Genomic DNA, 22256 nt, shown 5'->3' on the forward strand with positions numbered 1-22256 from the left:
CCCGCCCCTGAAACAGCTCGTCCAGTTCCCGCAGGCGGGGCAGTGACCGGTCGATCACCGTGACGCTTGCGCCCAGTCCCACCGCCATTCGCGCCGCATGAGTTCCGACCACTCCGCCGCCAAGCACGACGACCTCGGCCGGCGACACGCCCGGTACGCCGCCGAGCAGAACGCCGCGCCCGCCATTATAGGCCATCAGCGCCGATCCAGCTGCCTCGATCGCCAAGCGGCCCGCAACTTCGCTCATCGGCGCGAGCAGCGGCAGCCCACCGCCGCGATCGGTCACCGTTTCATAAGCCACGGCGGTGACGCCTGAGGCCATCAGGCCTTTGGCCTGCTCCGGATCGGGCGCCAGGTGCAGATAGGTGAAGAGGATCTGATCCTCGCGAAGCTGGATCCACTCGCTTGGCTGCGGCTCCTTTACCTTCACGATCATCTGTGCGGTCGCGAAGACCTCCTGCGCCGTCGGTATGATGATGGCGCCGGCCTGCTTATAAACCGAATCGTCCGCCGCAATGCCGGCGCCCGCTCCCGTCTCGACCAGCACCTGATGGCCACGGGCCACATATTCGCGAACGGCGCCTGGAGTAAGCCCGACTCGATATTCGTGATTCTTGATTTCCTTCGGCACGCCGACGCGCATGCGGCTCTCCTAGTCACAAATCAGACCATCAAAAAAGATAAGACGGGCCATGACGCCAACGGGGGAAGCTGCCGTTCCGGCAACCTCCCCCGCGTGGTTCATCTACCGTGATCCGTCAGCCCCGACCGCGGCTGCTTCAGCAGCCGCCTCAGGCCCAACCACAAACGCGTCAGATGTCGTCGCCGAGCGCGCCCTTGACCTTGCCCATGAACTGCTGGCCCTTGCCCTTCATCTCCTGGCCAGCGCCTTCCGCCTCCAGGCGATCGTCGGCTGCCGTGCGGGTGGCCGGATCCTTATCCGCCATCGCCTGCTTGGTCTTGCCGACAGCCTCGTTCACATTGCCCTTAATCTTGTCGACCAACTCACCCATGATGTCCTCCGTTTTACCCTGAAGGAACGGGGTGGCGCACGCGATGTTCCCTCACGCCCGGGGATGGGCGGCGCGATAGACGTCCAGCAGATGTGCCGCATCCACGGCAGTGTAGATCTGCGTCGATCCAAGGCTTGCGTGGCCGAGCAGCTCCTGAAGTGAGCGCAGGTCGGCGCCCCTTCCCAGGAGATGGGTGGCAAAGGAATGCCGCAGAGCGTGCGGCGTGGTGCGATCCGAAAGGCCAAGGTTCGCCCGTGCAGCCCGCACCGCGGCGCGCACCACGCCGGGCGACAATGGCCCGCCGCGAACGCCGCGGAAAAGTGGCGCGTGACGTTCGATCGGCCATGGCGCGGTCGCCGCATAGGTCTCAAGCGCTTCACGGACCTGGGGCAGCAGCGGCACGATCCGGACCTTGCCGCGCTTGCCGGTCACGGTGATCGTCTCGCCGAGCGGCAGGGCGGCACCCGTCAGCGACAGGGCTTCGCCGATACGAAGCCCGGCACCATAGAGCAGCAGCAGCAACGCCCAGTCGCGCTTGCCCGCCCATTCAAGCCGCGCGCCATCGCTAACCTCCTCGGCAAGGGCGACGACCTCATGCGGCGCAATCGGACGGGGCACACCCTTGCGGACGCGTGGTCCTTTCAGTCGTGGAGCACTTCCCTCGCCATTCGCCCACTCGAGGAAATCGCGCACTGCAGAAAGCTCCCGTGCGGCCGAGGCGTTGCCCAGACCATCGCCCCGCCGATGCGCCAGATATGCCCGCAGATCAGCCGGGGTCACCTTGGCCAAAACAGCACGATCGACCGGTCCACCTGCATGGCGAGACATGAACGAGAGGAACCGCACGGCACTCGCGCGATAGGCGCGTACGGTGTGCTCGGATCGGCGCAGGGTGCGGGAGAGATGCGCGGCGTACAAGATGGGCAAGTCATCCACCCGCCTCTTCTATCACCGGCTTCCCTCCGAGTCGCCTGCGCCCCATATGCGTATCCGCATGTCCCGTGCTCGCGTTCTCGTCCTCAATTCCGCGCTTGGCCCACTCGACTATCGCGTGCCCCATGGCATGTCGGTGGAGCCGGGCTCGATCGTCGTTGCGCCGCTTGGTCCACGTCAATTGATGGGCGTGGTGTGGGAGCCGGAGCGACTGCCTTCGGACGCCGAGGTCGGCGACAACCGGTTGCGCAACCTGCTGGCAGTCGCAGATGCGCCGCCACTCCGCCCAGCGCTGCGACGGCTCATCGAATGGACGGCGGACTATTATCTCGCGCCACCCGCCTCGGTCGCCCGCATGGCGCTATCCTCGACATCCGCACTGGAAGGATCGCGTCACGTCGTCGAGTATCGCGCGACCGGGCACGTACCGGCACGCATGACGGCGCAACGCGAGCAGGCATTGGAACGGATCGGCGATCGCCAGGGTCTGATCCGCGAACTGGCTGCCATCGCCGACGTATCGGACAGCGTGATTCGCGGGCTGGTGAAAGCGGGCGCGATCGAGAGCGTCGAGGTGGATATCGACAGCCCCTATCCGCTGCCCCGCGCAGAACATGCGCCGCCCATCCTGTCTGAAGATCAACGCGCAGCCGCTGACGTGCTCATCGCCGATGTCGCTGCCCGGGCCTTTCGTCCCACGCTGCTCGACGGCGTCACAGGATCCGGCAAGACCGAAGTCTATTTCGAAGCAGTGGCGGAGGCGCTTCGCCAGGATCAGCAGGTGCTGGTGCTGCTGCCGGAGATCGCGCTTACCGAACCGTTTCTCAAACGCTTTCACGACCGCTTCGGCTGCGAGCCGGTGGCTTGGCACTCGGGGCTCCGGTCGACGCAGCGGCGGCGCGCCTGGCGGGCGATCGCCAGCGGGGAAGCACGAGTGACGGTGGGCGCGCGCTCGGCGCTGTTTCTGCCTTATGCCAAGCTCGGGCTGATCGTCGTCGACGAGTCGCACGAGACCAGCTTCAAGCAGGAAGACGGCGTTCACTATCATGCCCGCGACGTCGCGGTGATGCGGGGCAAGTTCGAAGACTGTCCCGTCATTCTCGCCTCCGCCACGCCGGCGATCGAGACCCGCCAGCAGGTGACGCTCGGCAATTACAATGAGGTCAAGCTGCCGGGGCGTTTCGGCCCGGCCGAGATGCCCGCGATCGAAGCGCTCGATCTCCTCGAGCACAAGCCGGATCGCGGCCGGTGGCTGGCGCCGCCACTCGTCGCAGCCCTGGAGGAGACCCTTTCGCGGGGTGAGCAGTCGCTGCTCTTCCTCAACCGTCGCGGCTATGCGCCACTGACGCTGTGCCGGCATTGCGGTCATCGCTTTCAATGCCCGAATTGCACCGCGTGGATGGTCGAGCATCGGTTGACTCGCCGTCTCGCCTGCCACCATTGCGGGCATATCGAGCCTGTTCCGCGTGCCTGCCCGGAGTGCAGCGAGGAAGACAGCCTTGTCGCCTGCGGCCCCGGCGTGGAACGGATTGCCGATGAAGCGACCGCGCTGTTTCCCGAGGCGCGCGTCGCGGTCGTCACCTCGGATACGATCTGGTCACCGGCAAAGGCGGCGGAGTTCGTCGGCCGGATGGAAGCCGGGGCAATCGACATCGTTGTCGGGACGCAGCTCGTAACCAAAGGCTACCATTTCCCCAACCTGACGTTGGTCGGGGTGGTGGATGCCGATCTCGGGCTGGAAGGCGGCGACCTGCGCGCGGCCGAACGGACCTTCCAACAAATCCGGCAGGTTTCCGGTCGCGCTGGCCGTGGCGAAAAGCCTGGCCGCGTGTTCATCCAGACGCACTCGCCCGGCGCACAGGTGATGCAGGCGCTCGTCACTGGCGATTCGGAAGCCTTTTACGAAGCGGAGACCGACGCCCGGCGCGATGCGGGCGCGCCGCCTTTTGGTCGCTATGCAGCGCTCATCATTTCCAGTGAGGATCAGTCTGCGGCCCAGGAAACCGCTCGCCTGATCGGGCGAAGCGCGCCTGAAGTTGAAGGCATGCATGTTTATGGTCCGGCACCGGCGCCGCTGGCCATGTTGCGCGGGCGGCACCGCTTTCGCCTGTTGATTCATGCCCGGCGGGCGCTGGACGTGCAGGAGGTCATTCGCGGCTGGTTGGGTGCGATCGACTGGCCGTCTAAGGTGCGTGTCGCGGTGGACGTGGACCCCTACAGCTTTCTTTGACCGTGTTAGCGCGATGGGCGCTTTCGATTGCAGCCCGTTGGTTCACCGACGCTGGACGCGGAACATCCGCACCTGTCGCAGGTGCTTCCCGTCAACCTCGCGGCCGGCGGAGCACGATGTAGAGCGCGCCTTGTCCGCCATGTCGCGGATGGGCGCCGCGGACGGCCGCGATCGATCCCGCGTGACGCGATCCGCCCAGCCAGTCCCCGATCGCTGCACGGATTGCCCCTCGCGCATGCGGACGTTCGCTTTCCGGCCGGGGAGGCTTGCCCGTCACCAGCAGGATCACGCGATCACCACGGGCGATCGAGCGGGCGAGCGCGCCGTCCAGAAGGTCATGCGCAGAGTGCAATGTGTGCCCGTGGAGGTCGATCGTCGCATCCGGCGTTACCAGCCCGCGACTGAGCTTCTTGTCCCAGCCGCCGTCCAGCGTGATGCCCGGCACCGCTTTGGCCGGCGGCTCAGCTCGCTTCTTCGGCTGCGGCACTGAACGCAGCGCAGCCTGAGTGGAGGAACGCTTCGCAGGCTCGCTGGTCGGTACCGGCTTGGGCACGGTGGCCGCCACCGCGCGTAGCGGACGGACCGTGGCCATCACCCGCGCCCAGAGCGCGGCTTCGTCAGGATTAAGGCCGCGCGACACCAAGCCGAGCCAGCGTGCCGCTGGGCACCAGCAGGAAGGCGGTGCCACGGGCGCTCATGCCGCCGGCAATGGCGCGCGCCTCGTCGCCAGCGCCCCAGAAGGTGTCGAAGCGATTGGTGCCCTTGATCGCGCCGCCAGTGTCCTGCGCCACCCACAGCCCGGTTGCGTCCGTGCGGTCCATCGACAGGAACACCGGCGCGCCCAGCGGCACGAAGCGCGTGTCTGCCGCCACCGTGGCGCGATCCGAAACCGGCAAGCCCATCGCGCCGAGCGGCGGTCCGTCGAGCACGCGGAAAAAGACGTAGCTCTTGTTTTCGCGCATGATCGCCCGGCCTTCTTCGGGGTGGCCGTGAAGCCAGGCGACGATGCCTTGCATGCTCGCCTCGCCCCGTCCGATCAAACCACGATCGAGCATCAGTTTGCCAATGCCAGTGTAGTCGCGGCCGTTCTGGCTGTCATAGCCAATCCGCAGGACATCGCCGTCAGGCATGCGGACGAGCCCCGAGCCCTGCACCTGAAGGAAGAAAAGCTCTACCGGATCAACGGCATAGCCAAGCACGCGGGCCTTGCCGGTGAGCGCACCTTCCTCGATCATGGTGCGGTCGTAATAAGGCACGAAGCTTGCCCCCTCGACCCGGCCGCGGATTTTCTTGCCCTTCAGATCGGTGGAGAACTGACCGAGGTCCACGTCCACCAGATCGCTCGGACGAGCATAGATCGGTGCGTAACCGGAGCGAAATGAGCGCGATCCGGCGATTTCCGGAATATAATAGCCAGTCGCGAACGCTTTCCCGTCGCCCACCTGCACCGTTTCGAACCAGCGGGTGAAGAACGCCCGCGCGTCCCCGCCGCGCGCCGCCGCGTCACAGGCCGGCTTCCAATCGGCCCCGCGGGTCAGCCCGGTCGGATCAGGGCGGCGCACCAGCGATGGGCAACTGATCCGAAAGGCAGCCAGCGCACGTTCGGCGGCATCGCCAGTGATCGGCAGGCTGGAGACAGACGGTCCGGATACCAGGCCGGCGATGACAGCGGTGGCGGCGCCGGCAACGGGCGCACTGGGCACAGGAGCGATCGGTGTGGCAGGCGTCGGCTGACGAACCGGGCCGGCCGGCCGGGTCGGTACAGCCGGTCGCGGAGCCGTTCCAATCCCGGAGGGCGACGGCGGCACCACCGTGCCGACACATGCGGATAACGAGAGCGCCGCAGCCAGCGCTATCCCCCCACGACGAAGCATCATTCCCCCGATCTTCAAGCCGCGCCCGATCTCAAGCCTGGCCGACCTTCAAGCCCTGACGATCAAGCCTTGACGATCAAGCCTCGTCGGTATCCGACAGCTTCCAATTGGGATCGCTGCTACGCAGGGTACGGGCAAAGGTCCACACGTCATGGGTTTCAACCGCATCGCTGGTGGAGCCAGCAATGACATTGCCCTCCGCGTTGCGCGTGACGGCGGCGATCAGCGCATCGAAGCGCACCGTAATGCGGGCATCCTTCCCCTGAAGCGACGCACCAGTGATAACGGCGCGCTCGATCGAGACCAGCCGGTTGTCCAGCACGTCGCCCGTCTCGTTACGCTGCGCAATGGCTTCGCCGAAAGCACGGCCCACATCCGGGGAAACAAGGTCGCGGAGCGCCTCTTCATCGCCCTTCCAAAATGACTCCAGGATCATTCGATAGGCACCCTGTGCGCCATCCATGAACCGCGCGACATCAAAGCCCGGCTCAGCGGCAATGATCGCGCGGACGCCCGGCTCGGCATTGCCCTCGAACGGCTTTACTACCGGCTCACGCGGCTCGCTGGTCTTCTCCACCGCACGCGGCAGCGGAGCCGGCACGGGCCGCTCCTCCGCGGGCTTGGGCAACGGTTCATGCCCCGTACGCTTGCCCAGCACCGAATACAGCCGGAGCGCCAGAAACGCGGCAACCATCGCGAGAAGGACTATATAGAACACCCGGCCTCCGATACGCTAAGGTTCCAACATAGTCGCCAACGCCCGACGTTTCAAATGGGTGCGGGTGCCCCTTGGCAGCGGCGTTGAAACCAATCGGGTCGCCTGCTAGGCGCCCACGCATCGTGCGCGGCCCATGCCGCGCCCTTCTCCCTCAAGGAACGACGACATGGACGAGCAGGATACTGGCGCCGGTTTCGGGACCACGCCGCAGCCGAACGGCGAAGATACGACGCCGGCGGTCGGCCTGATCTCGCAATATGTGAAGGACCTGTCGTTCGAGAACCCGAACGCCCCGGCGGTCTTCCAGAACCAGCAGGGTCCGGAAATCAACGTGCAGTTCGATATCGCCGCCAATCAAGTGGGCGAGGACGCACATGAGGTAACGCTGAAGATCGAGGTCCGCGCCGAGACGCAGGGCCGCGTCACCTTCCTGGTCGAGCTGGCCTATGCCGGCCTGTTCGGCGTGCGCAACGTGCCGCTGGACGCGCTCCAGCCGTTCCTGCTGGGCGAGGCGCCGCGCCTCCTCTTCCCGTTCGCACGCCGCGTGGTGGCGGACACGATCCGCGACGGCGGCTTCCCGCCGCTGCTGCTGGAGCCGATCGACTTCAACGCGCTCTACCTTCAGCAGGCCGAGCAGCGCGATGCGCAGCTGCAGGCCGGGAATTTCGGCCAGGCCTGAGGGCGGGTTTCACTTACTTGTAAGCCGAACGGTTCCTCCCCCGTTCGGGCCGAGCCTGTCGAAGTCCGTGTTCCGGACACGCCCTTCGACAAGCTCAGGGCGAACGGGGATCCTGGTGAACGGGGCGTAGCAAGATGAATCTTACCCGCGCGCTTGGTTCGGTCGGTGGGCTGACGCTGGCCAGCCGCGTGCTCGCGCTGGCGCGCGATACGCTGCAGGCGAGTTATGTCGGTGCGGGGTTCGCCTCTGACGCATTCTTCGTCGCGTTCCGCCTGCCCAACATGTTCCGCGCGCTGTTCGCGGAGGGCGCGTTCAACGCCGCGTTCATCCCCCTCTTCAACAAGAAGATCGCCGAGGGCGGCGGGGCAGAGGGCGGCGGCACGGCGGCCGGGATCGACTTCGCCGAGCGCGCCCTTGCCCTACTCTTCCCGGTGCTGGTGGTGTTCACCGCGGCGATGCTGGCAGCGGCGTGGCCGATCACCTGGGGCCTGTCCGGCGGGTTCGAGCGGCAGCATCCGAGCGCGGCGCAATTCGCCTTTGCCGTCACGCTGTCACGCATTACCATCCCCTATCTTCTGCTGATCTCGCTTGCCTCGCTGCTGGGCGCGATCCTCAACTCGCTCGGGCGCTTCTGGGTCAACGCAGCGGCGCCGATCCTGCTCAACGTCGCGATGGTCGGCGGGCTGCTGTTCTTCCACGGCGCGGACCCCTATGAGACGGCGCGGTCTCAGGCGGTGGCGGTCACGGTCGGCGGGGCGATGCAACTCGCCTGGCTGTGGTGGGCATGCCGGCGCGCGGGCGTGAGCCTGAAGCTGCGCATGCCGCGGCTCGACGACGACGTGCGCCGCCTGCTGAAGCTGATCGTGCCGGCGGCGACCGGCGCGGGGGCGGCGCAAATCAACCTCGCCATCTCCACCGCGCTTGCCGGCGGGCTGCTGTCCGCCGGGTCGATCTCGGCCATTTATTATGCCGACCGGCTGAACCAGCTGCCGCTGGGGATGATCGGCATCGGGCTCGGCACCATCCTGCTCCCCGTAATCTCGCGCCAGCTCGCTGAGGGGCGCGAGGCGGAGGCGATGGAAACGCAGAACCGCGGGCTGGAGCTGGCGCTGTTCCTCACCCTGCCCGCCACCGCCGCCTTCGTCTTCGCGGCCGAGCCGATCGTGCGCGGGCTGTTCCAGCATGGCGCGTTCGATGCGTCGGACACGACGCGCGCGGCGCTGGCGCTCTCCGCCTTTTCGATCGGCCTGCCCAGCTATGTGCTGGTCAAGGTGCTGACGCCGGGCTTCTACGCGCGGGCCGACACTGCGACGCCAGTGCGGCTGGCCTTGTGGTCCGTGGCGGTCAACCTGATCGGCAACCTGATCCTGATCCCGCTGCTCGGCCGCTACGGCATCGGGCAGATGGGGCCGCCGCTCGCCACTGCGCTCGCCTCGACGATCAACGTCGCCTCGCTCTACGTCGTGCTGGCACGGCGCGGGCATCTGGCGCTCGACGCACAGGTGCGCCGCCGCGTGCCACGGCTGGCACTGGCCGCCGCCATGATGGGGGCGACCCTGCTGCTGATCGCGCCGCCTATCGACCCCTATATGACCGGTTCGCTGCCGGTGCGCGCCGCGGCGCTCTGCGCGCTGGTCGGCGCGGGCGTGGCGGTCTATGGCATCGCCTGCGTGGTGACCGGCGCCTACCGGCTGTCGGACCTGCGCGCCCTCCTGCGTCGCAAGAAAGCAAGCTGATCATTATGCGCGTCATTTCCGGCATCAAGCCCACCGGCAACCTGCACCTCGGCAATTATCTCGGCGCGGTGAAGCAGTGGGTGGCGATGCAGGACGAGATTCAGGCGCAGGGCGGCGAGACGATGTATTTCATCGCCGACCTCCACGGGCTGACCGAGTTCATCGCGCCGGCCGAATTGCGCGCCAATACGATCGAGATGACCGCGACCCTGGTGGCGGCGGGGATCGATCCGGAGCGCTCGATCCTGTTCAACCAGACGCGCGTGCCGGCGCATAGCGAGTTGGCGTGGCTGCTGAACAATGTGGCGCGGGTCGGCTGGCTGAACCGGATGACGCAGTTCAAGGACAAGGCGGGGAAGAACCGCGAGGGCGCTTCGGTCGGGCTGTATGACTATCCGGTGCTGATGGCGGCGGATGTGCTGCTGTACAACGGCACGCACGTGCCCGTTGGCGAGGACCAGAAGCAGCATCTGGAGCTGGCGCGCGATATCGCGACGAAGTTCAACCTCGATTATGGCGTCGAGCTGTTCACCCAGCCCGAGCCGCTCATCAGCAAGGCCGCGCCGCGGATCATGAGCCTGCGCGATGCGTCGGCCAAGATGTCCAAGAGCAACCCGTCCGAGCAATCGGTGGTGAAGCTGGTCGATCCGGATGAGGTGATCGCGGAGAAATTCCGCAAGGCGAAGACCGATCCGGAGGCGTTGCCGGATTCGTGGGAAGCGCTGGAAGGTCGCCCGGAAGCGAAAAACCTCGTGACCATCTTCGCCGCGCTGGCTGATCGCACGCCGGAGAGCGTGGTGGCGGAATTCGCCGGCCAGGGCTTCGGCCAGTTCAAGCCGGCGCTGGCCGATCTGGCAGTGGCCAAGCTCGGCCCGATCCGCGACGAGATGCTCCGCCTGCTGAACGACCGCGGCGCGATCGATGCGATCCTCGCCCGCGGCGCGGAAAAGGCCCGCGATCTCGCCGCGCCGGTGCTGGCCGAGGCGCAGAAGGCCATGGGGCTGCTGGCCTGACTGGTTTCCAGCGGCCGGGGTTTTCGCCGTGGTCGCGGATCCGGTGACGATTGCCGATGGTAACCCTTTGTGTAACGCTGACGCCTTGCCAGCGTGAGTTCGAGCCATTCTAGACGCCCTTCGCCGACTTGGCCGATCAAAGCGCCCGCCCGCCACCGCCCGGGGTGAACGCATCTATGCGATCGGCGACGTGCACGGCTGCGTCGACCTGCTGAACGCGCTGTGGACGCGGATCGTGGCGCATCAGGCCAGCTTGCCGGCCGTACCGACTACGCATGTCGTGTTCCTTGGCGACATCGTGGATCGTGGGCCGGATTCGCGCGGCGCGCTGGAGTGGCTGGATCGCAAGCGCCATGAGGTGCCGGGCATCACCACGCTGCTCGGCAACCATGAGGAAATGCTGCTGCGGACGTGCGACCGCGATCCGATGACCTTTGCCAATTGGCTGCGGAACGGTGGCACTCAGGCGGCGGCCAGCTTCGGCTTGCAGCCCTTCGATGGCGCGGATGCCGGCGCCTATATCGAGGAAGTGCGCGCCGCCGTATCGCCGGAGTGGCTGGAGTGGATCCGCCGCTGGCCGCTGACGGCGGTGTCAGGCGACTATTTCTTCTGCCATGCCGGCATCCGCCCGGGGGTTGCTCTGCGTAAGCAGCAACGCCGCGACCTGCTGTGGATCCGCGAGGAGTTCCTGGATGATCCGCGCGACCATGGCGCCGTGATCGTGCACGGCCACACGATCTCGCCGCGCGTGGAAGTGCTGCCCAATCGCATCGGAGTCGATACCGGCGCCTATGCCAGCGGCGTTCTCAGCGCCGTTTATCTTGAAGGCACAACCATCGAGGTGATCGCGACGGACCAGTGAGCGTTCTCAGGCGCGTTCCAGCACATGATAGCCGATTTTCGGCTTCACTGCGGCCTTCACCAGTTCGACCCCGACCTTTTTTGCGCCCCGCACCAGTCCCTGCGCATTGCCGGTTTGCACCGAGATGCTCCGCCGACGGACTTCGCTGACCTTCCTCAGTCCGTTGTGCGCCGCGAGCCAGTCGATCGTCTTTTCGGAAAAGGCGTTAAGATGCTCCAGCGGCTGGATTGACGCGAACGCTTCGACCTCGCCCGGGATGGCCTTGGCGCCGCCGCTGGCGAACATGGCCTCGGTCGGGAGTCCCTTGCTCTTGAGCAAATGCTCCAGCTTGCCGCGATAGGGGATCGCGGCCTTGAACAGCCCGCCCGGCGCCACCGCCCGCGCCAGCCGCGCGAAATCGCGACCCGGATGGACGAGATGCTCCAGCACCTGTTCAGTATGGACCAGATCGAAGGTCATGCGATCCACATCCTCGTCTTCGATCACCTCGAGGCCGAGCGTGCGCGCAAGCTGCTTCTTGTCGTCGCCGATCTCCGTCACATAGACGGTCGCGCCCATGCCGCGCGCCACGCGCGCCCAGCGGCCCTGGCCGACGCCGAAATCGAGCATGGTGATGTCGGCTGGGTGCTTGCCGATCCGCTCGAACAAGACGGTGAACTCACCCGCGATGCGGTGGAATTCGTCGAGCGTCAGCAAGCCGCGCTCATATTCGTCCAGAAAGCCAGGAGAGATCATCTGCGTGTAGATGACCTCCAGCAACGCATCATTGGGCGTCTGCACCTGAAACAGGAGATCGCAGGTGGCGCATTTGTCGACCTCGAATGGCACGTCGGCGAGCAGCGACCAGTCGATCATGCCCTGCCGGCCGAAGTTCGATTGCACCAGCGCACGGACCGGATCCTCGTCATAGCGAGCGGTGTAGATCCGATGCGTATCGGTTCCCGCGCAAACCGGGCAGGCGCTGCGGGAAGTGAAACCGGGCGTCGCGGTCGGCTGTAGCATGGAAAGGCCGGCCTCCTTTGGGGAATGGTTCGCGTACAGCGTCGCGCACGCGCGCTGTCAAGGAAGCGCTGTCCCTTGCGCGGGCATCGCACGCAACTGGCACCGCGCGGCACGCCGGACGAGCACCAGATCGACCAGCCACCCAAGTGCCATCGCCGCGATCGTCCACACTGGCGCCAGGAACACCAACGCAATCGCAACGGCCGCCACATTTACCAGCGAGGACCAGATCACCGCCCGGGCTAGCTGACGAAAGCCGCCGGCCGCCTGAACCATGATGTTCGCGGGAACCTGCAGCAGGATCAGCAAGGTGATCGACATCCAGGACAGGGCCGCCGTGCGGATGACGCCCAGATCATAACTGGCGGGAAAAACCAGCTGCGGTGCGAAGCGCAGGATGCCGAGCGCCAGCACCACCATGGCAAACCATGCCAGCATCAACACCCAGAAGAACAACCGCATGGTGCGGCGCAACTCCGCCGTATCACCCGCCGCGATCAGCCGCGCCATCTGTGGCCGCTCATATTCGCCAAGGGCGTTTTGCACCACATTGAGCGGACGGAGCAGCAGGGCCGCGCCCGCCAGCGGCGCCATCGCCGCCGCTCCGGCTCCAAGGGTGACGAGATAGACATGCGTGTTGGCGGCTGCCTCAGATGCCAGGACGCCAAGCAGCGCCCAGCGCGACTGATGGCGCCATATGCCTTGATAGACGCGCCACGATTGGCGGCCGGGCCAGGTAAACAATCGCGACAGGTAAGGCGTGCCGAACGCCAGGAGGCTCAGTGCCGCGCCGAGCGCCAGCGCGCCGTAGCAGGCCGTTTCCGGCTGCAGACGGACGACATAGGCCGCTCCGCCGAACGCCACCAGCGTCAGCGCGCCATAGCTGATATCTGAGAGTGCGGTGCGCCCTGCGCGATCATTCGCATAGGCCCATGCCCGGCCCACCCAGCGCAGGATCATCAGCGCGGTATAGATGCCGTAGCAGAGCGCCGCCGGCGTCGGCAGCGCCATGAAACTCGCCAGAATGCCAAAGCCAATGCCGGCAACTGCTGCCGTGATCACGGCGGCGCTGAGGATCGCGGCGGCAGCATGGCTGCGCTCCTGCTCGCCCGGCGCGGCAATGGTTTGAAGCGGTGCCCCGAAAAGCGCCATCGCCAGCGCGACGGTGAACTGCGCCGCGACGAACAGGAACGTGTAGGTGCCGAACGCCGCCGGTGTTTCCAGCCGAAGCATCGCGAAGGACAGCAGGAAATGCGTTCCGGCAAGCACCACCGGTCCGATCCCCGCAAGCAGGTATCGGCGGAACCTCAGAAGATACCATGTGCCGGCATTCGTCGACGAGGGGCTGGCCACCAATGCTCCTTACCCGAACCGGCGAACCCGGGTGGTGGCGAATGCGATCGTCCCAATCAAGGGCCTTAGCAACAAAGCGTTACCCACCCTGCTGTTGCAGATACCAAGGATTTGACGCAAATCTCCCGCGCGACACCGGGGGGCGTCGTGCACGAGCGGGGCTAAGGGAACAGAAAAAAATGGCGCGGCGGTTCATCGTTCACGTGGGCGCGCCCAAAACAGGTACGTCGGCGTTCCAGGAGTGGGCCGTTGCCAATCGCGCGGCACTGATTGAAGCCGGGTTCTTCTATCCCGAGACCGGCGCCACGCATCGGGGCAATCATTTGGCGCTGGTCAGCGCGCTTGGCGGCGCGATCGAGGACGAGAAGCGCCGCGCTCACCTGTTCCGCCTGTTCGAACGTGAGCTGCAACCGCATCCGGACGCCGCCGTAATTCTGTCCGCCGAAGCGATGACGACACTGCGCTTCCTACCCAACATGACACGGCTGAACCGCGCGCTTGGCGAATATGGCGATGAGGCGACAGTGGTGCTGGTCGTGCGGGATCAGGTGGAGTGGCGGAATTCCTGCTATGCCCAGGCGCGCGAAATGATGACACGGCTGCCGCGCTTTCGCGACTATGTGGCGGTGGGCAAGCATGGCCCACGTGGCGGCAACTGGAATCTTCTGGAGGAAAAATACCGCGAGGCCGGGTTCGACTTCGCGACACTCGCCTTTGACAAGCGCGTGCGTGACCGCGGCATCGTTGGTGCCATGACCTCGCTTCCCTGCCTTGCCGGGCTCGCCGGTATTGCCAGTGGCGACCGGACCGAGACCAATCCCAGCGCGGGCGCTTTCTCGTTGCTTGTGGCCGAGCAACTTCGCATCGCGCTGGGTGAACAGGCCACCGCCCTGCCGATGCATATCCGGCAGAAACTGGCGGCCTTGATCGCCAACCACGCCCACGACCGACCGCAGATGCGATTCAACGGGTTCGACACGTCCATGGCGGAGGAGATGCGCGCCATGTATCGCGACGGCAACGACGCCTTTGCCCGGCGTCATTTCGGCGCTTCATGGGATGACTTATTCCCGCCCAAACCGATCCAATATGTGTCGTGCGATGCCCTAGACGAGCTGGACGCGTCCGATCGTCGCGAGATCAGCATTATCGCCGGCCAAGTCATGATCGAGGCGCTGGAGTCCGGGCTCCTGCACCTTTCCGCCAACCCTCCTGCTGATACCTGAACGGAGCTGACCGATGCTGGTCACTGACACATCCGCCATTGCGGATCTTCTCGCCTGCCCGATCTGCGGGGGCAATCTCCGGATGGACGCCGGCGAGCAACTCCGCTGCGAAGAAGAACGCTGCCGTCATCGGCAGTCCTCCTTTCCCAGGCTCGGCGGCAAGGACGTACTGATCGACTTTGACGACAGCGTGCTTGATCGCGAGACGACGCTCGCCAGCGGCGCCACCAGCGTGGTCGGCCGTGGTCGATGGCGGGCGCTGCTCAGCCGCGTGATCGACGGTTCGAACCGTTATACCTCCACGCTGGCCGATATGATGATCGAAGGGGTGCAGAAAGGCGCCACCCGCCGCCGCCCGGTGATCGTGGTGATGGGTGCGGGAGAGATCGGACATGGCTCCGAACCGCTGTACGCAACGCCCGACGCGGACATCATCGCGTTCGACATCTATGCGTCCCCGAACATCACCTTCGTGGCGGATGCCCATGCAGTCCCGCTGCGCGATGGCGTGGCGGATGGCGTCTGGATTCAGGGCGTCCTGGAACTGGTGGTCGATCCACGCAAGGTCGTGGCGGAGGCAGGCCGTATCCTGAAGCCGGGAGGCCTGATGTTCACCGACACGGCCTTCATGTGGCCGGTCTGCGAACAGGCCTATGACTTCAATCGCTGGTCCCCCAGCGGACTGCGCTGGCTGTTCCGCAACTTCGACGTGCTGGCCGCCGGACAATCTACCGGGCCGGGCACCATGACGGTGCTGGCGATCCGCTATCTGTTCCAGTCTTTGCTGCGCAGCACCAAGTTGGGACAGATCGCTGCTTTCCCGTTCGTGTGGATCAGGTTGCTGGATTACCTCTGCGGCGACCGGCGGGCGCTGGACGCTTCCGTGGGCATGTTCATCTTCGGGCGAAAACGCGAGCAGCCGATCGAGATCGATGATCTACTAAGCTATTATGATCAGCAGCCGAAGCTCAAGAAGAGCATGCGCAAACTGGCGCGCGATCCTGATGCCCGTCAGACGCTGCTGAATGCTGCAGCGCAACCTGAACTCAGATCAGCGCGGGAATAGCGATCAAGAGCCACAGGAGCGTGGCAAGACCCAGCCAGATCCCAAGGTTCGATGTCTCGACGGCCCGTTCCGCAGTGAATCGCGGGCGACCGAAGCGTCGGGCCTCGTCTTTATAGGACATCACGAAACGAACCTGCTTCCTATCCTTGTTCATCGATACCGCCCCAACATCCTTCAACCATTCTAGGAGCGATTTCCCCTCGGCGTTCGAACGCGCCGAATATTTTCGCGCCAGTCCAAGATTAGCAGCGCTGACCAGCGGGTCATTGGCTCTTCCGGCGCACCGAACGCTCGCTGCGCCATCCTCTCCAACTATCTGGGTTTACGCCCTTCTTGTCGTATTAGTACGCGCAAAGGGAACTTCTGTTCCGCTGGCGTTCATCAGTGGCTATCGGCGGCTTTTTTGAACCAAAATGGATACGTGTTTTGCGCTTGACCAAGGCGTCGCGCCAAGCAATGCAATGTCACACAAGAAGAGACGGTCGGCGGGGGGCAAGTGCCGGATGGCTGCCGTTCCGAAAGTGCTTCTCAGGGGGAACAGCAAAGGAGGGCATGTTATTCCATGTCCGACATCTTTTCGTCGCAGGATTGGCTCAGGCCAGTAGAAACGGACACCGCACCCAGTGAGGACAAGCGGTCCAAGCGACTGTTTTTTTATGCCGCTTTGCTGACGGGTGATATTCTTTCACTCGGAACTGGCTTTGCGATCGGGCGCACGCTCGCCGATGTTCGCGGATTGCCGGCGGAAAGCTTCGGCCTGGTTGCGGCGGTATTGCCGATTTATCTCCTGCTGGAGTCGCGCGCCTATTCGGCCACGACGCTGGAACGCTGGCGCTCGTCTGCGTGGATCGCCTTCGCCAATCTATCGACCGCGTTCCTCATCACCATCTTCGTCGCCTTCCTGCTGAAGGAAGTGTCTCCGATCTCGCGGCTTAGCACCGGCTTCAGCTTCGTCTTCTCGGCGACGCTGCTCCTGCTGACCCGCAGCCTGATCGGTTTGTGGAGCGAGCGCGTGTTTCGCGGCGCCGCTCTCAGCCGCATGCTGATCATCGACGGCGTCAACATTCCCTTGCCAGAGGGGCTGAAGATCGTCTCCAGCGAGCCCGTCGAAAAGACGGAGACCACCATTCATCCGTTGGCGCTGGATCGCCTCGCCCGGCAGCTGAAGGGCATCGACGAAGTCTATGTCGCTTGCCCGCCCTCGCGCCGCGCGAATTGGGCAATGGTGCTCAAGGGAACCAGTGTGAAGGCGCAGCTTCTGGTGCCCGAACTGGATACGATCGGCGTTATCGGGAACAAGCACTTCGCCGGGATCGCTTCGGTGCTGGTTTCCGGCGGTGGACTGAAGCTGCGCGAACGCCTCCTCAAACGTATGCTGGATCTGATGATCGCCGCCCCGGCGCTGCTGTTTCTGGCGCCGCTGCTGCTGCTCGTCGCGCTGCTGGTGAAACTGGACAGCCGCGGCCCGGTGCTGTTTGTCCAGACCCGCGTGGGCAAGGGTAACCACCTGTTCGCCATGTACAAGTTCCGGAGCATGCGTCAGTCGGATTGCGACAGCGACGGCAACGTCTCCACCATGCGCGACGATGATCGCGTCACGCGGATCGGCAAGTTCATCCGGGCAACGAGCATCGACGAGCTACCGCAGTTGCTCAACATCGTACGCGGCGACATGAGCTTTGTCGGCCCGCGCCCGCATGCCATCGGCTCGCTGGCCGGCGACAAGCTCTTCTGGGAAGTCGACCAGCGCTATCACCATCGCCATGTCTGCAAGCCGGGGCTGACCGGGCTTGCACAGGTACGCGGTTTTCGCGGGGCGACTCACCGGCGCGAGGATCTGGTGAACCGGCTCGACGCTGACCTTGAATATGTGAACGGTTGGAGCCTGATGCGCGACGTGATGATCCTTTTCGCCACGTTGAAAGTGGTGGTTCACCGCAACGCGTTTTGAGCGGCGCTCAGTAGTCCGCCAGCAATCGCGCTGCGATCCGCCCCCAGTCGAGGCGGGTAGCCGCAGTTTCAGCCGCCCCCTTGCTCAGCCGCTCGCGAAGCGCACGGTCATCGGCGGCGAGCGCCAGTTCGGCAGCGAGCGCAATGGGATCGTCGGGCGGCACGAGCAGGCCGTTGCTGCCATGCTCCACGAGATCGACCAACCCGCCGACCTCTGAGGCGATCACGAAACGTCCGCTCGCAAAGGCAGCCGCCAGCACCCCACTCTGGCTTGCCTCCTTGTAGGGAAGCACGACGCAGCTCGCCGCACCGATCATCTCGATCAACGATGCGGCCGGCACGAACATGTTCCTGACCGTTACGCCCGGCAGCCGGTGCAACCGCGGCTCCAAACGATCCATTTCCGGACCCATCCCCGCAATGTCGACCCGAATGCTCCGTCCCGAGCGCGACAGATGCTCAAGCGCCTCTGCCAGCGTATCCAGCCCCTTGTACGCCTCCATGCGTCCAAACATGAGCACGCGGCAGTCATCCGGCGGCGCGTGCGGCTCAGGCGGCGGCAGGAGGACGCCGTGTTCGGTCAGCCGGACCCGATCGTCCGCCCGATCCGTGCCGAGATACGCCCGCTGATACTGATCCGCGCAGGCCGGCCCGTGCAGGAACAGTCGATCGACGCGTGCCCGCGTGAAGCGGCGCAGCGGCGCCAGACGCGCCGCAACCCGCGCGTCCCGGCCGGCGTGGGGCACGGGATCATGGATGGTGAGGGCGGTTCGCGTGGCCTTCCCGGTGGCCATCACTGTCGCCCCCGCGAAAGCCGCCTTGATGAAGCCGGACGGTTCCTGCCAATGCAGGACGTCTGGGCGAAAGCGGCAAATGGTCCAGAGTAGCCGGGTCAGTTCGGCCGCCGAAGCAAAGCCATTGTGCCTGATCGAGAGCCGGGGATGCGAAGGCATGTTGCGCCCGGCGAACTCCCCGCCAAGCACATCCGTGTTGAGTATCAGCAGCATTTCGGCATGATCCGCCAGTGCCACCGACAGGCGCAGCGCATATTCCTCGAAATGCGGCGCGACCATCACGATGCGGCGGGGCTTTTGCATCAGCAGCCTTGCCGATTGCGGCTCGCCAGCGTCTCTTCGGCGGACGAGATCACCTGTTCCGCGCACACCTGCCATCCGTAATCGGCGCGGACGGCACGCGCCGCCGTCCTGCCTTCCTGCCGCAATGCCTCGCACGAACGCGCCGCCAGCCACGCCGCGGCGTCCTCCACCGTGCTGTCGTGCGCTACATGGCCACGGTACAGTTCCACCATGGACCGCGCCCCAGCCATGTCACCGACGACCGGGACAACGCCCATGGCAAGCGCCTCCAGCACGATCAGCGGAAAGCTGTCGAGCGTCGAAAGATGCGCCAGAACGTCCGCCTGGCTCAGCCGGTGGATCAGTTCCGCTTCATCGACCCATTCGATCAGTTCGACGGCATCATCCAGCTGGTGCGCCGCGATGGCGCCGCGCAGGGCGGCCATGGTGCGGGCGTCCGAGCGCCCGATGATCTGCGCCGATACGGCGATGCCTTTCTCACGAAGAGCGGCACAAAGCGCCACCGCGCGAAAGGTCCCCTTCCCTTCCGACAAACGGCCGGCATGGACCAGTCGCAGCACCTGCCCACTGCGGTCCGGCAATGGTGTTGCAAGGCAAGCGGGAGGAAGGAAGGTGCGGACCAGTGATCGCGGCACGCCATCAGGAAGCGTGATCTCGCTCTCCTGCTCGGCGAACAGGAGCGCCAGGCGATCCGCGCCGCGCAGCAGGGCTCGGCAGGTGCCGCGCAAGGTGGGAACGCGCTGCAACCGCGCATTTGCGCCAAGATGCGGCGTGACCATCACCGGCAGGCCAAGCGCGCGCGCCTGCCACAGAAATGCGAGGTCCGCGATCGCGCTCCACTGCAGCCAGACCAGATCGATGTTCGCGCCGGTCGCTCGCGGCAGGACGCCAAGGCGTCCGGCGGCGCGGGGCAACTGCCGCGGCGTCAGATAGGCCGTGTCGGTCGTCTGCCACTCCGCCATCCAGCCGGCATCCGCCGCGTTCACCGCCTCCGTCGCGCGGGAGCAATAGGATTCCAGCCCGCCCCAATGCGCGTGCGAGCCCCCCAGCACCAGCATACGCCGCATCCCTGCCATCCCCCTTGGCAGCGCCGGCTCAACGTTGCCGAGCGAGCGGCAAGGTCACGCGGGGTGCTCTCCCGCCCGCCACATCGCTGGCGGTGGCCATCCACAACCATGCCAGAGCGATCAGCAGGAACACCTGGCTCAGCGAATCCCGATCGAACAGCATGGACTCGGTCAAATTGTGGCCGAGGCAGAAGATGAAGGCCGCAGCGGCAAGCGGCCGCACGGGATGATCCCCGCCGCGCAGCAGCCGCTGCGTCGGCCAGACCAACGTGGCAAAGAGCACCAGCAGCGTGCCCGGCAAACCGATCTGCACCAACAGATCGAGATAGCCGTTATGGCCCTGGCTGATCTCCGTCACCCAGCCCTTGGCATATTGGAAGATCGGCCCTGTAGGCCCCAAGTCCCAGAAGGAGCCATAGCCGGCGCCGAACAGCGGATAATCGGCATAAAAGCGGATCAGGGCGGTCCAGATCTGAGTGCGTCCGGTGAAGCCGGCCGGGTCGGTCAGCATCTCCAGATAGGGGCTGTTATCGATCGCCATGCTGACGAAGAGCAAGGCGGGAATGGCGAGTAGCACCCATGCGATCCCTGCTGGGGCCAGCCGCTGCCGCCCCTTCGTCTGCGCCAGCCAGGTGAACAGGCCACCAACGACCAGGCTTGCCACCACCATGATCTGCGACGTCTGGGAATCGGACAGGTAGAGAAACACGGCACTTGCCGCGATCACGCCGATCCGCAGCGCCAGGTGAACCCGCTCCGCGTGAAAGGCGAACAGCAGGATCGTCATCGCACAGGTCAGGCCGGCGTAGTTCTTCTGGATCATGATTCCACGCCAGTCGCCGGAGAGATCTCCGTCGAGCCCATTCGGGTTTACCGGGTGTATGCCCAAGGAAGGATCGGTCAGCGCCACCACGAAATTTGCCACCAGCGTGATCACCAGCGCGCCCCGCACCAGCAGCACCGATCGTTCCAGATCGAGCTTTCGAACCAGCGCAAAGGTGGACCAAAGCACCAAGGAGGTGAGCACCAGCCGCCGCAGCCCCACCGCGGGCTCGATCGCCCAGAGGAGGCTGAGCCAGCACCAGCCGATCGCCACCAACAGCGGCCATGGCACAACCAGCAGGCGCTCCGGCCGCCGCCACGGCTCCAGCGCGATGAGCGACGCCAGCGCGATCAGGAGGTATCCCGCCATGCGGATCTGGCTTTGCAGGCCGTAATTCTCGCTGGTCATCGAGGGGCCGAGGATCGTCAACGCCAACAACGCGGTGAAGCCCGCGGTGGCGATCCAATCCGTCCAGGCCCGCGCCTCCGCCGTCCGGGCGTTCAGCGGTTTTCGGCGGCGGCGCGCGAGCAAGGGTGCGGCATGATCCGGCGGTTGAACGGCGTCAGACAAGACGAGAGCCCTTTGCTGCGAACAAGCGGTGCTGCTCGCCGATGAACGTCGCAACGGCGCTGCGCAAGCGATCCCGCTCCGGCAGGTCGCTCACCGGCTCGGGCATGGGCAGGCGCTGCGCCACCAACGCGGCCAGTTCCGCTTCATCGCAGGCGCAATGAATGCCCGGCCGTCCGCTCAGTGCGCGCACCGTAGCGAGCTGATGGTCATTGCGGTGCTCATCCAATGCGCCAAGGCGCGGAAAGAGGATCAGCGGCTTGCGATGCTTCTGCGCCATCACGATCGTGCCGATGCCGGCGTGCGACACGATACGCGTACATTGCTGTACCAACCGCTCGAACTCGATCGGGCCGACCACCTGCTGCGATCGCATGTGGACGGGGTGGTAGGCGCCGCGACCCGTCTGGGCAAATACCGGCTCGTCCAGCGCGGGTGCCAGGCCATCCATGATCCGCACGAAGCGATCAAAGGGCAATTGCGTCCCCACCGTCACCAGGATCACAGAAGCGCGCCCTTATATTCGCGCGCGGCGGTCTCCAGGTGTTTCCACTGCGTGTACCAGCGGGTCGCGAACGGACGCGCCAAGGCGCCGCTGAGCGACGGCCGGTCCGACGCCGCGATGCTGTCGATCCACACCGTTCGCGCGCCCGTGAGCCGGCCGAAGATCAGGCAGAACAGGCCCGGTAGCGCCCCGGTCGTCACCACCACATGGGGGCGTAGGCGCCAGACAAGCCGGGCCGAAGCGATCATTGAAGACAAGGCGAGCCGCGGCTCGTCGCGGTTGGCATCCGGCAGCAAATGGACCTTTTCCACCCCGTCGCGAACCGCAAGCTCGCGATTGGTCGTGGCGAACACGACCCGCCCTTCGCTCAGCGCCGGGCGCAGAAGCATCAGTTCTTCCCAATGCCCGCCGCCGGAGGCGATTGCGAGCACCGTGAATTGGGATGGCTGTCTATTCGACACCGACCGTACTTCTGCCCCCGACCGGCGCCCAACGCACCCAGATTGTGATCCCTGCCCTCGACACAATTTGAGGGCGCATTA

General features: G+C 65.4%; 21 protein-coding genes. 8 read left to right on the forward strand and 13 right to left on the reverse strand.

Features of this window, described 5'->3' with window-relative positions; genetic code table 11:
* The 3 genes from AX702_RS16560 to AX702_RS16570 form a co-directional block, all read right to left on the reverse strand.
* Positions 1 to 643 (reverse strand): alanine dehydrogenase (locus AX702_RS16560; RefSeq protein WP_197420654.1); only part of this gene is annotated, 643 nt, incomplete at its 3' end.
* Between the two features lie 169 nt (positions 644 to 812).
* Positions 813 to 1013: a CsbD family protein gene (locus AX702_RS16565; RefSeq protein WP_066781377.1), complete on the reverse strand. Its 201-nt coding sequence runs from the start codon at positions 1011 to 1013 to the stop codon at positions 813 to 815.
* A 51-nt stretch (positions 1014 to 1064) separates the two neighbouring features.
* Positions 1065 to 1949: a tyrosine-type recombinase/integrase gene (locus AX702_RS16570; RefSeq protein ID WP_197420655.1), complete on the reverse strand. Its 885-nt coding sequence runs from the start codon at positions 1947 to 1949 to the stop codon at positions 1065 to 1067.
* Between the two features lie 58 nt (positions 1950 to 2007).
* Here AX702_RS16570 and AX702_RS16575 point away from each other — a divergent pair, with 58 nt between their 5' ends.
* Positions 2008 to 4176 carry a primosomal protein N' gene (locus AX702_RS16575; protein ID WP_066781435.1) on the forward strand — a complete coding sequence of 723 codons (2169 nt, stop codon included), beginning with the start codon at positions 2008 to 2010 and terminating at the stop codon, positions 4174 to 4176.
* 91 nt (positions 4177 to 4267) lie between these two features.
* On the opposite strand, the gene AX702_RS16580 is transcribed toward AX702_RS16575, so the two are convergent.
* From AX702_RS16580 to AX702_RS16590, 3 genes are all read right to left on the reverse strand, one after another.
* Positions 4268 to 4768, reverse strand: a complete 501-nt coding sequence (locus tag AX702_RS16580) for a Smr/MutS family protein (protein ID WP_066781436.1) — start codon at positions 4766 to 4768, stop codon at positions 4268 to 4270.
* A gap of 31 nt (positions 4769 to 4799) precedes the next feature.
* Positions 4800 to 6053, reverse strand: a complete 1254-nt coding sequence (mltA, locus tag AX702_RS16585) for a murein transglycosylase A (protein ID WP_082746327.1) — start codon at positions 6051 to 6053, stop codon at positions 4800 to 4802.
* Between the two features lie 73 nt (positions 6054 to 6126).
* The gene (locus AX702_RS16590) at positions 6127 to 6768 is read right to left on the reverse strand and encodes a Tim44/TimA family putative adaptor protein (RefSeq protein ID WP_156455545.1); all 642 of its coding nucleotides are present in this window, start codon (positions 6766 to 6768) and stop codon (positions 6127 to 6129) included.
* A gap of 166 nt (positions 6769 to 6934) precedes the next feature.
* On the opposite strand from AX702_RS16590, the gene secB reads away from it, so the two are divergent.
* The 4 genes from secB (at position 6935) to AX702_RS16610 (ending at position 11058) form a co-directional block, all read left to right on the forward strand.
* A complete protein-coding gene (secB, locus tag AX702_RS16595) occupies positions 6935 to 7447 on the forward strand; it encodes a protein-export chaperone SecB (protein WP_066781381.1) in 513 nt (170 codons plus the stop codon).
* A 134-nt stretch (positions 7448 to 7581) separates the two neighbouring features.
* Complete coding sequence (gene murJ, locus AX702_RS16600; RefSeq protein WP_066781383.1) at positions 7582 to 9183, forward strand: murein biosynthesis integral membrane protein MurJ; 1602 nt, start codon at positions 7582 to 7584, stop codon at positions 9181 to 9183.
* A 5-nt stretch (positions 9184 to 9188) separates the two neighbouring features.
* Positions 9189 to 10196: a tryptophan--tRNA ligase gene (gene trpS, locus AX702_RS16605; protein WP_066781385.1), complete on the forward strand. Its 1008-nt coding sequence runs from the start codon at positions 9189 to 9191 to the stop codon at positions 10194 to 10196.
* A 172-nt stretch (positions 10197 to 10368) separates the two neighbouring features.
* Positions 10369 to 11058: a metallophosphoesterase family protein gene (locus tag AX702_RS16610; protein ID WP_269450407.1), complete on the forward strand. Its 690-nt coding sequence runs from the start codon at positions 10369 to 10371 to the stop codon at positions 11056 to 11058.
* 6 nt (positions 11059 to 11064) lie between these two features.
* On the opposite strand, the gene AX702_RS16615 is transcribed toward AX702_RS16610, so the two are convergent.
* Complete coding sequence (locus AX702_RS16615) at positions 11065 to 12060, reverse strand: class I SAM-dependent methyltransferase (protein WP_066781389.1); 996 nt, start codon at positions 12058 to 12060, stop codon at positions 11065 to 11067.
* A 57-nt stretch (positions 12061 to 12117) separates the two neighbouring features.
* Positions 12118 to 13413 (reverse strand): hypothetical protein, encoded by a 1296-nt coding sequence (locus tag AX702_RS16620; protein ID WP_156455546.1) that lies wholly within the window; start codon positions 13411 to 13413, stop codon positions 12118 to 12120.
* 179 nt (positions 13414 to 13592) lie between these two features.
* Between AX702_RS16620 and AX702_RS16625 the strand changes: the two genes are divergently transcribed.
* From AX702_RS16625 to AX702_RS22970, 3 genes are all read left to right on the forward strand, one after another.
* Complete coding sequence (locus AX702_RS16625; RefSeq protein ID WP_066781394.1) at positions 13593 to 14639, forward strand: hypothetical protein; 1047 nt, start codon at positions 13593 to 13595, stop codon at positions 14637 to 14639.
* Between the two features lie 13 nt (positions 14640 to 14652).
* Positions 14653 to 15705, forward strand: coding sequence for a methyltransferase domain-containing protein (locus AX702_RS16630; protein ID WP_082746328.1), 1053 nt, complete (start codon positions 14653 to 14655; stop codon positions 15703 to 15705).
* 562 nt (positions 15706 to 16267) lie between these two features.
* Entirely contained in the window at positions 16268 to 17656 is a 1389-nt protein-coding gene (locus AX702_RS22970) for a sugar transferase (RefSeq protein ID WP_066781398.1), read from the forward strand.
* A gap of 7 nt (positions 17657 to 17663) precedes the next feature.
* Here the strand turns inward: AX702_RS22970 and AX702_RS16640 are convergent, their stop codons facing one another.
* The 5 genes from AX702_RS16640 to AX702_RS16660 are packed head-to-tail and all read right to left on the reverse strand — an operon-like array spanning position 17664 to position 22175.
* A complete protein-coding gene (locus AX702_RS16640; protein ID WP_066781400.1) occupies positions 17664 to 18752 on the reverse strand; it encodes a glycosyltransferase family 4 protein in 1089 nt (362 codons plus the stop codon).
* A complete protein-coding gene (locus AX702_RS16645; RefSeq protein WP_197420656.1) occupies positions 18752 to 19819 on the reverse strand; it encodes a glycosyltransferase family 4 protein in 1068 nt (355 codons plus the stop codon). The genes AX702_RS16640 and AX702_RS16645 overlap by 1 nt, the downstream gene beginning before the upstream one ends.
* A gap of 28 nt (positions 19820 to 19847) precedes the next feature.
* Positions 19848 to 21212 carry an O-antigen ligase family protein gene (locus tag AX702_RS16650; protein ID WP_156455547.1) on the reverse strand — a complete coding sequence of 455 codons (1365 nt, stop codon included), beginning with the start codon at positions 21210 to 21212 and terminating at the stop codon, positions 19848 to 19850.
* Complete coding sequence (locus AX702_RS16655) at positions 21205 to 21714, reverse strand: glycosyltransferase (RefSeq protein WP_066781406.1); 510 nt, start codon at positions 21712 to 21714, stop codon at positions 21205 to 21207. The genes AX702_RS16650 and AX702_RS16655 overlap by 8 nt, the downstream gene beginning before the upstream one ends.
* Positions 21711 to 22175, reverse strand: a complete 465-nt coding sequence (locus AX702_RS16660) for a glucuronosyltransferase (protein WP_231731909.1) — start codon at positions 22173 to 22175, stop codon at positions 21711 to 21713. The genes AX702_RS16655 and AX702_RS16660 overlap by 4 nt, the downstream gene beginning before the upstream one ends.
* Between the last annotated feature and the right edge of the window lie 81 nt (positions 22176 to 22256).

This window comes from Sphingomonas sp. CCH5-D11, assembly GCF_001557395.1.
GTDB lineage: Bacteria > Pseudomonadota > Alphaproteobacteria > Sphingomonadales > Sphingomonadaceae > Sphingomonas.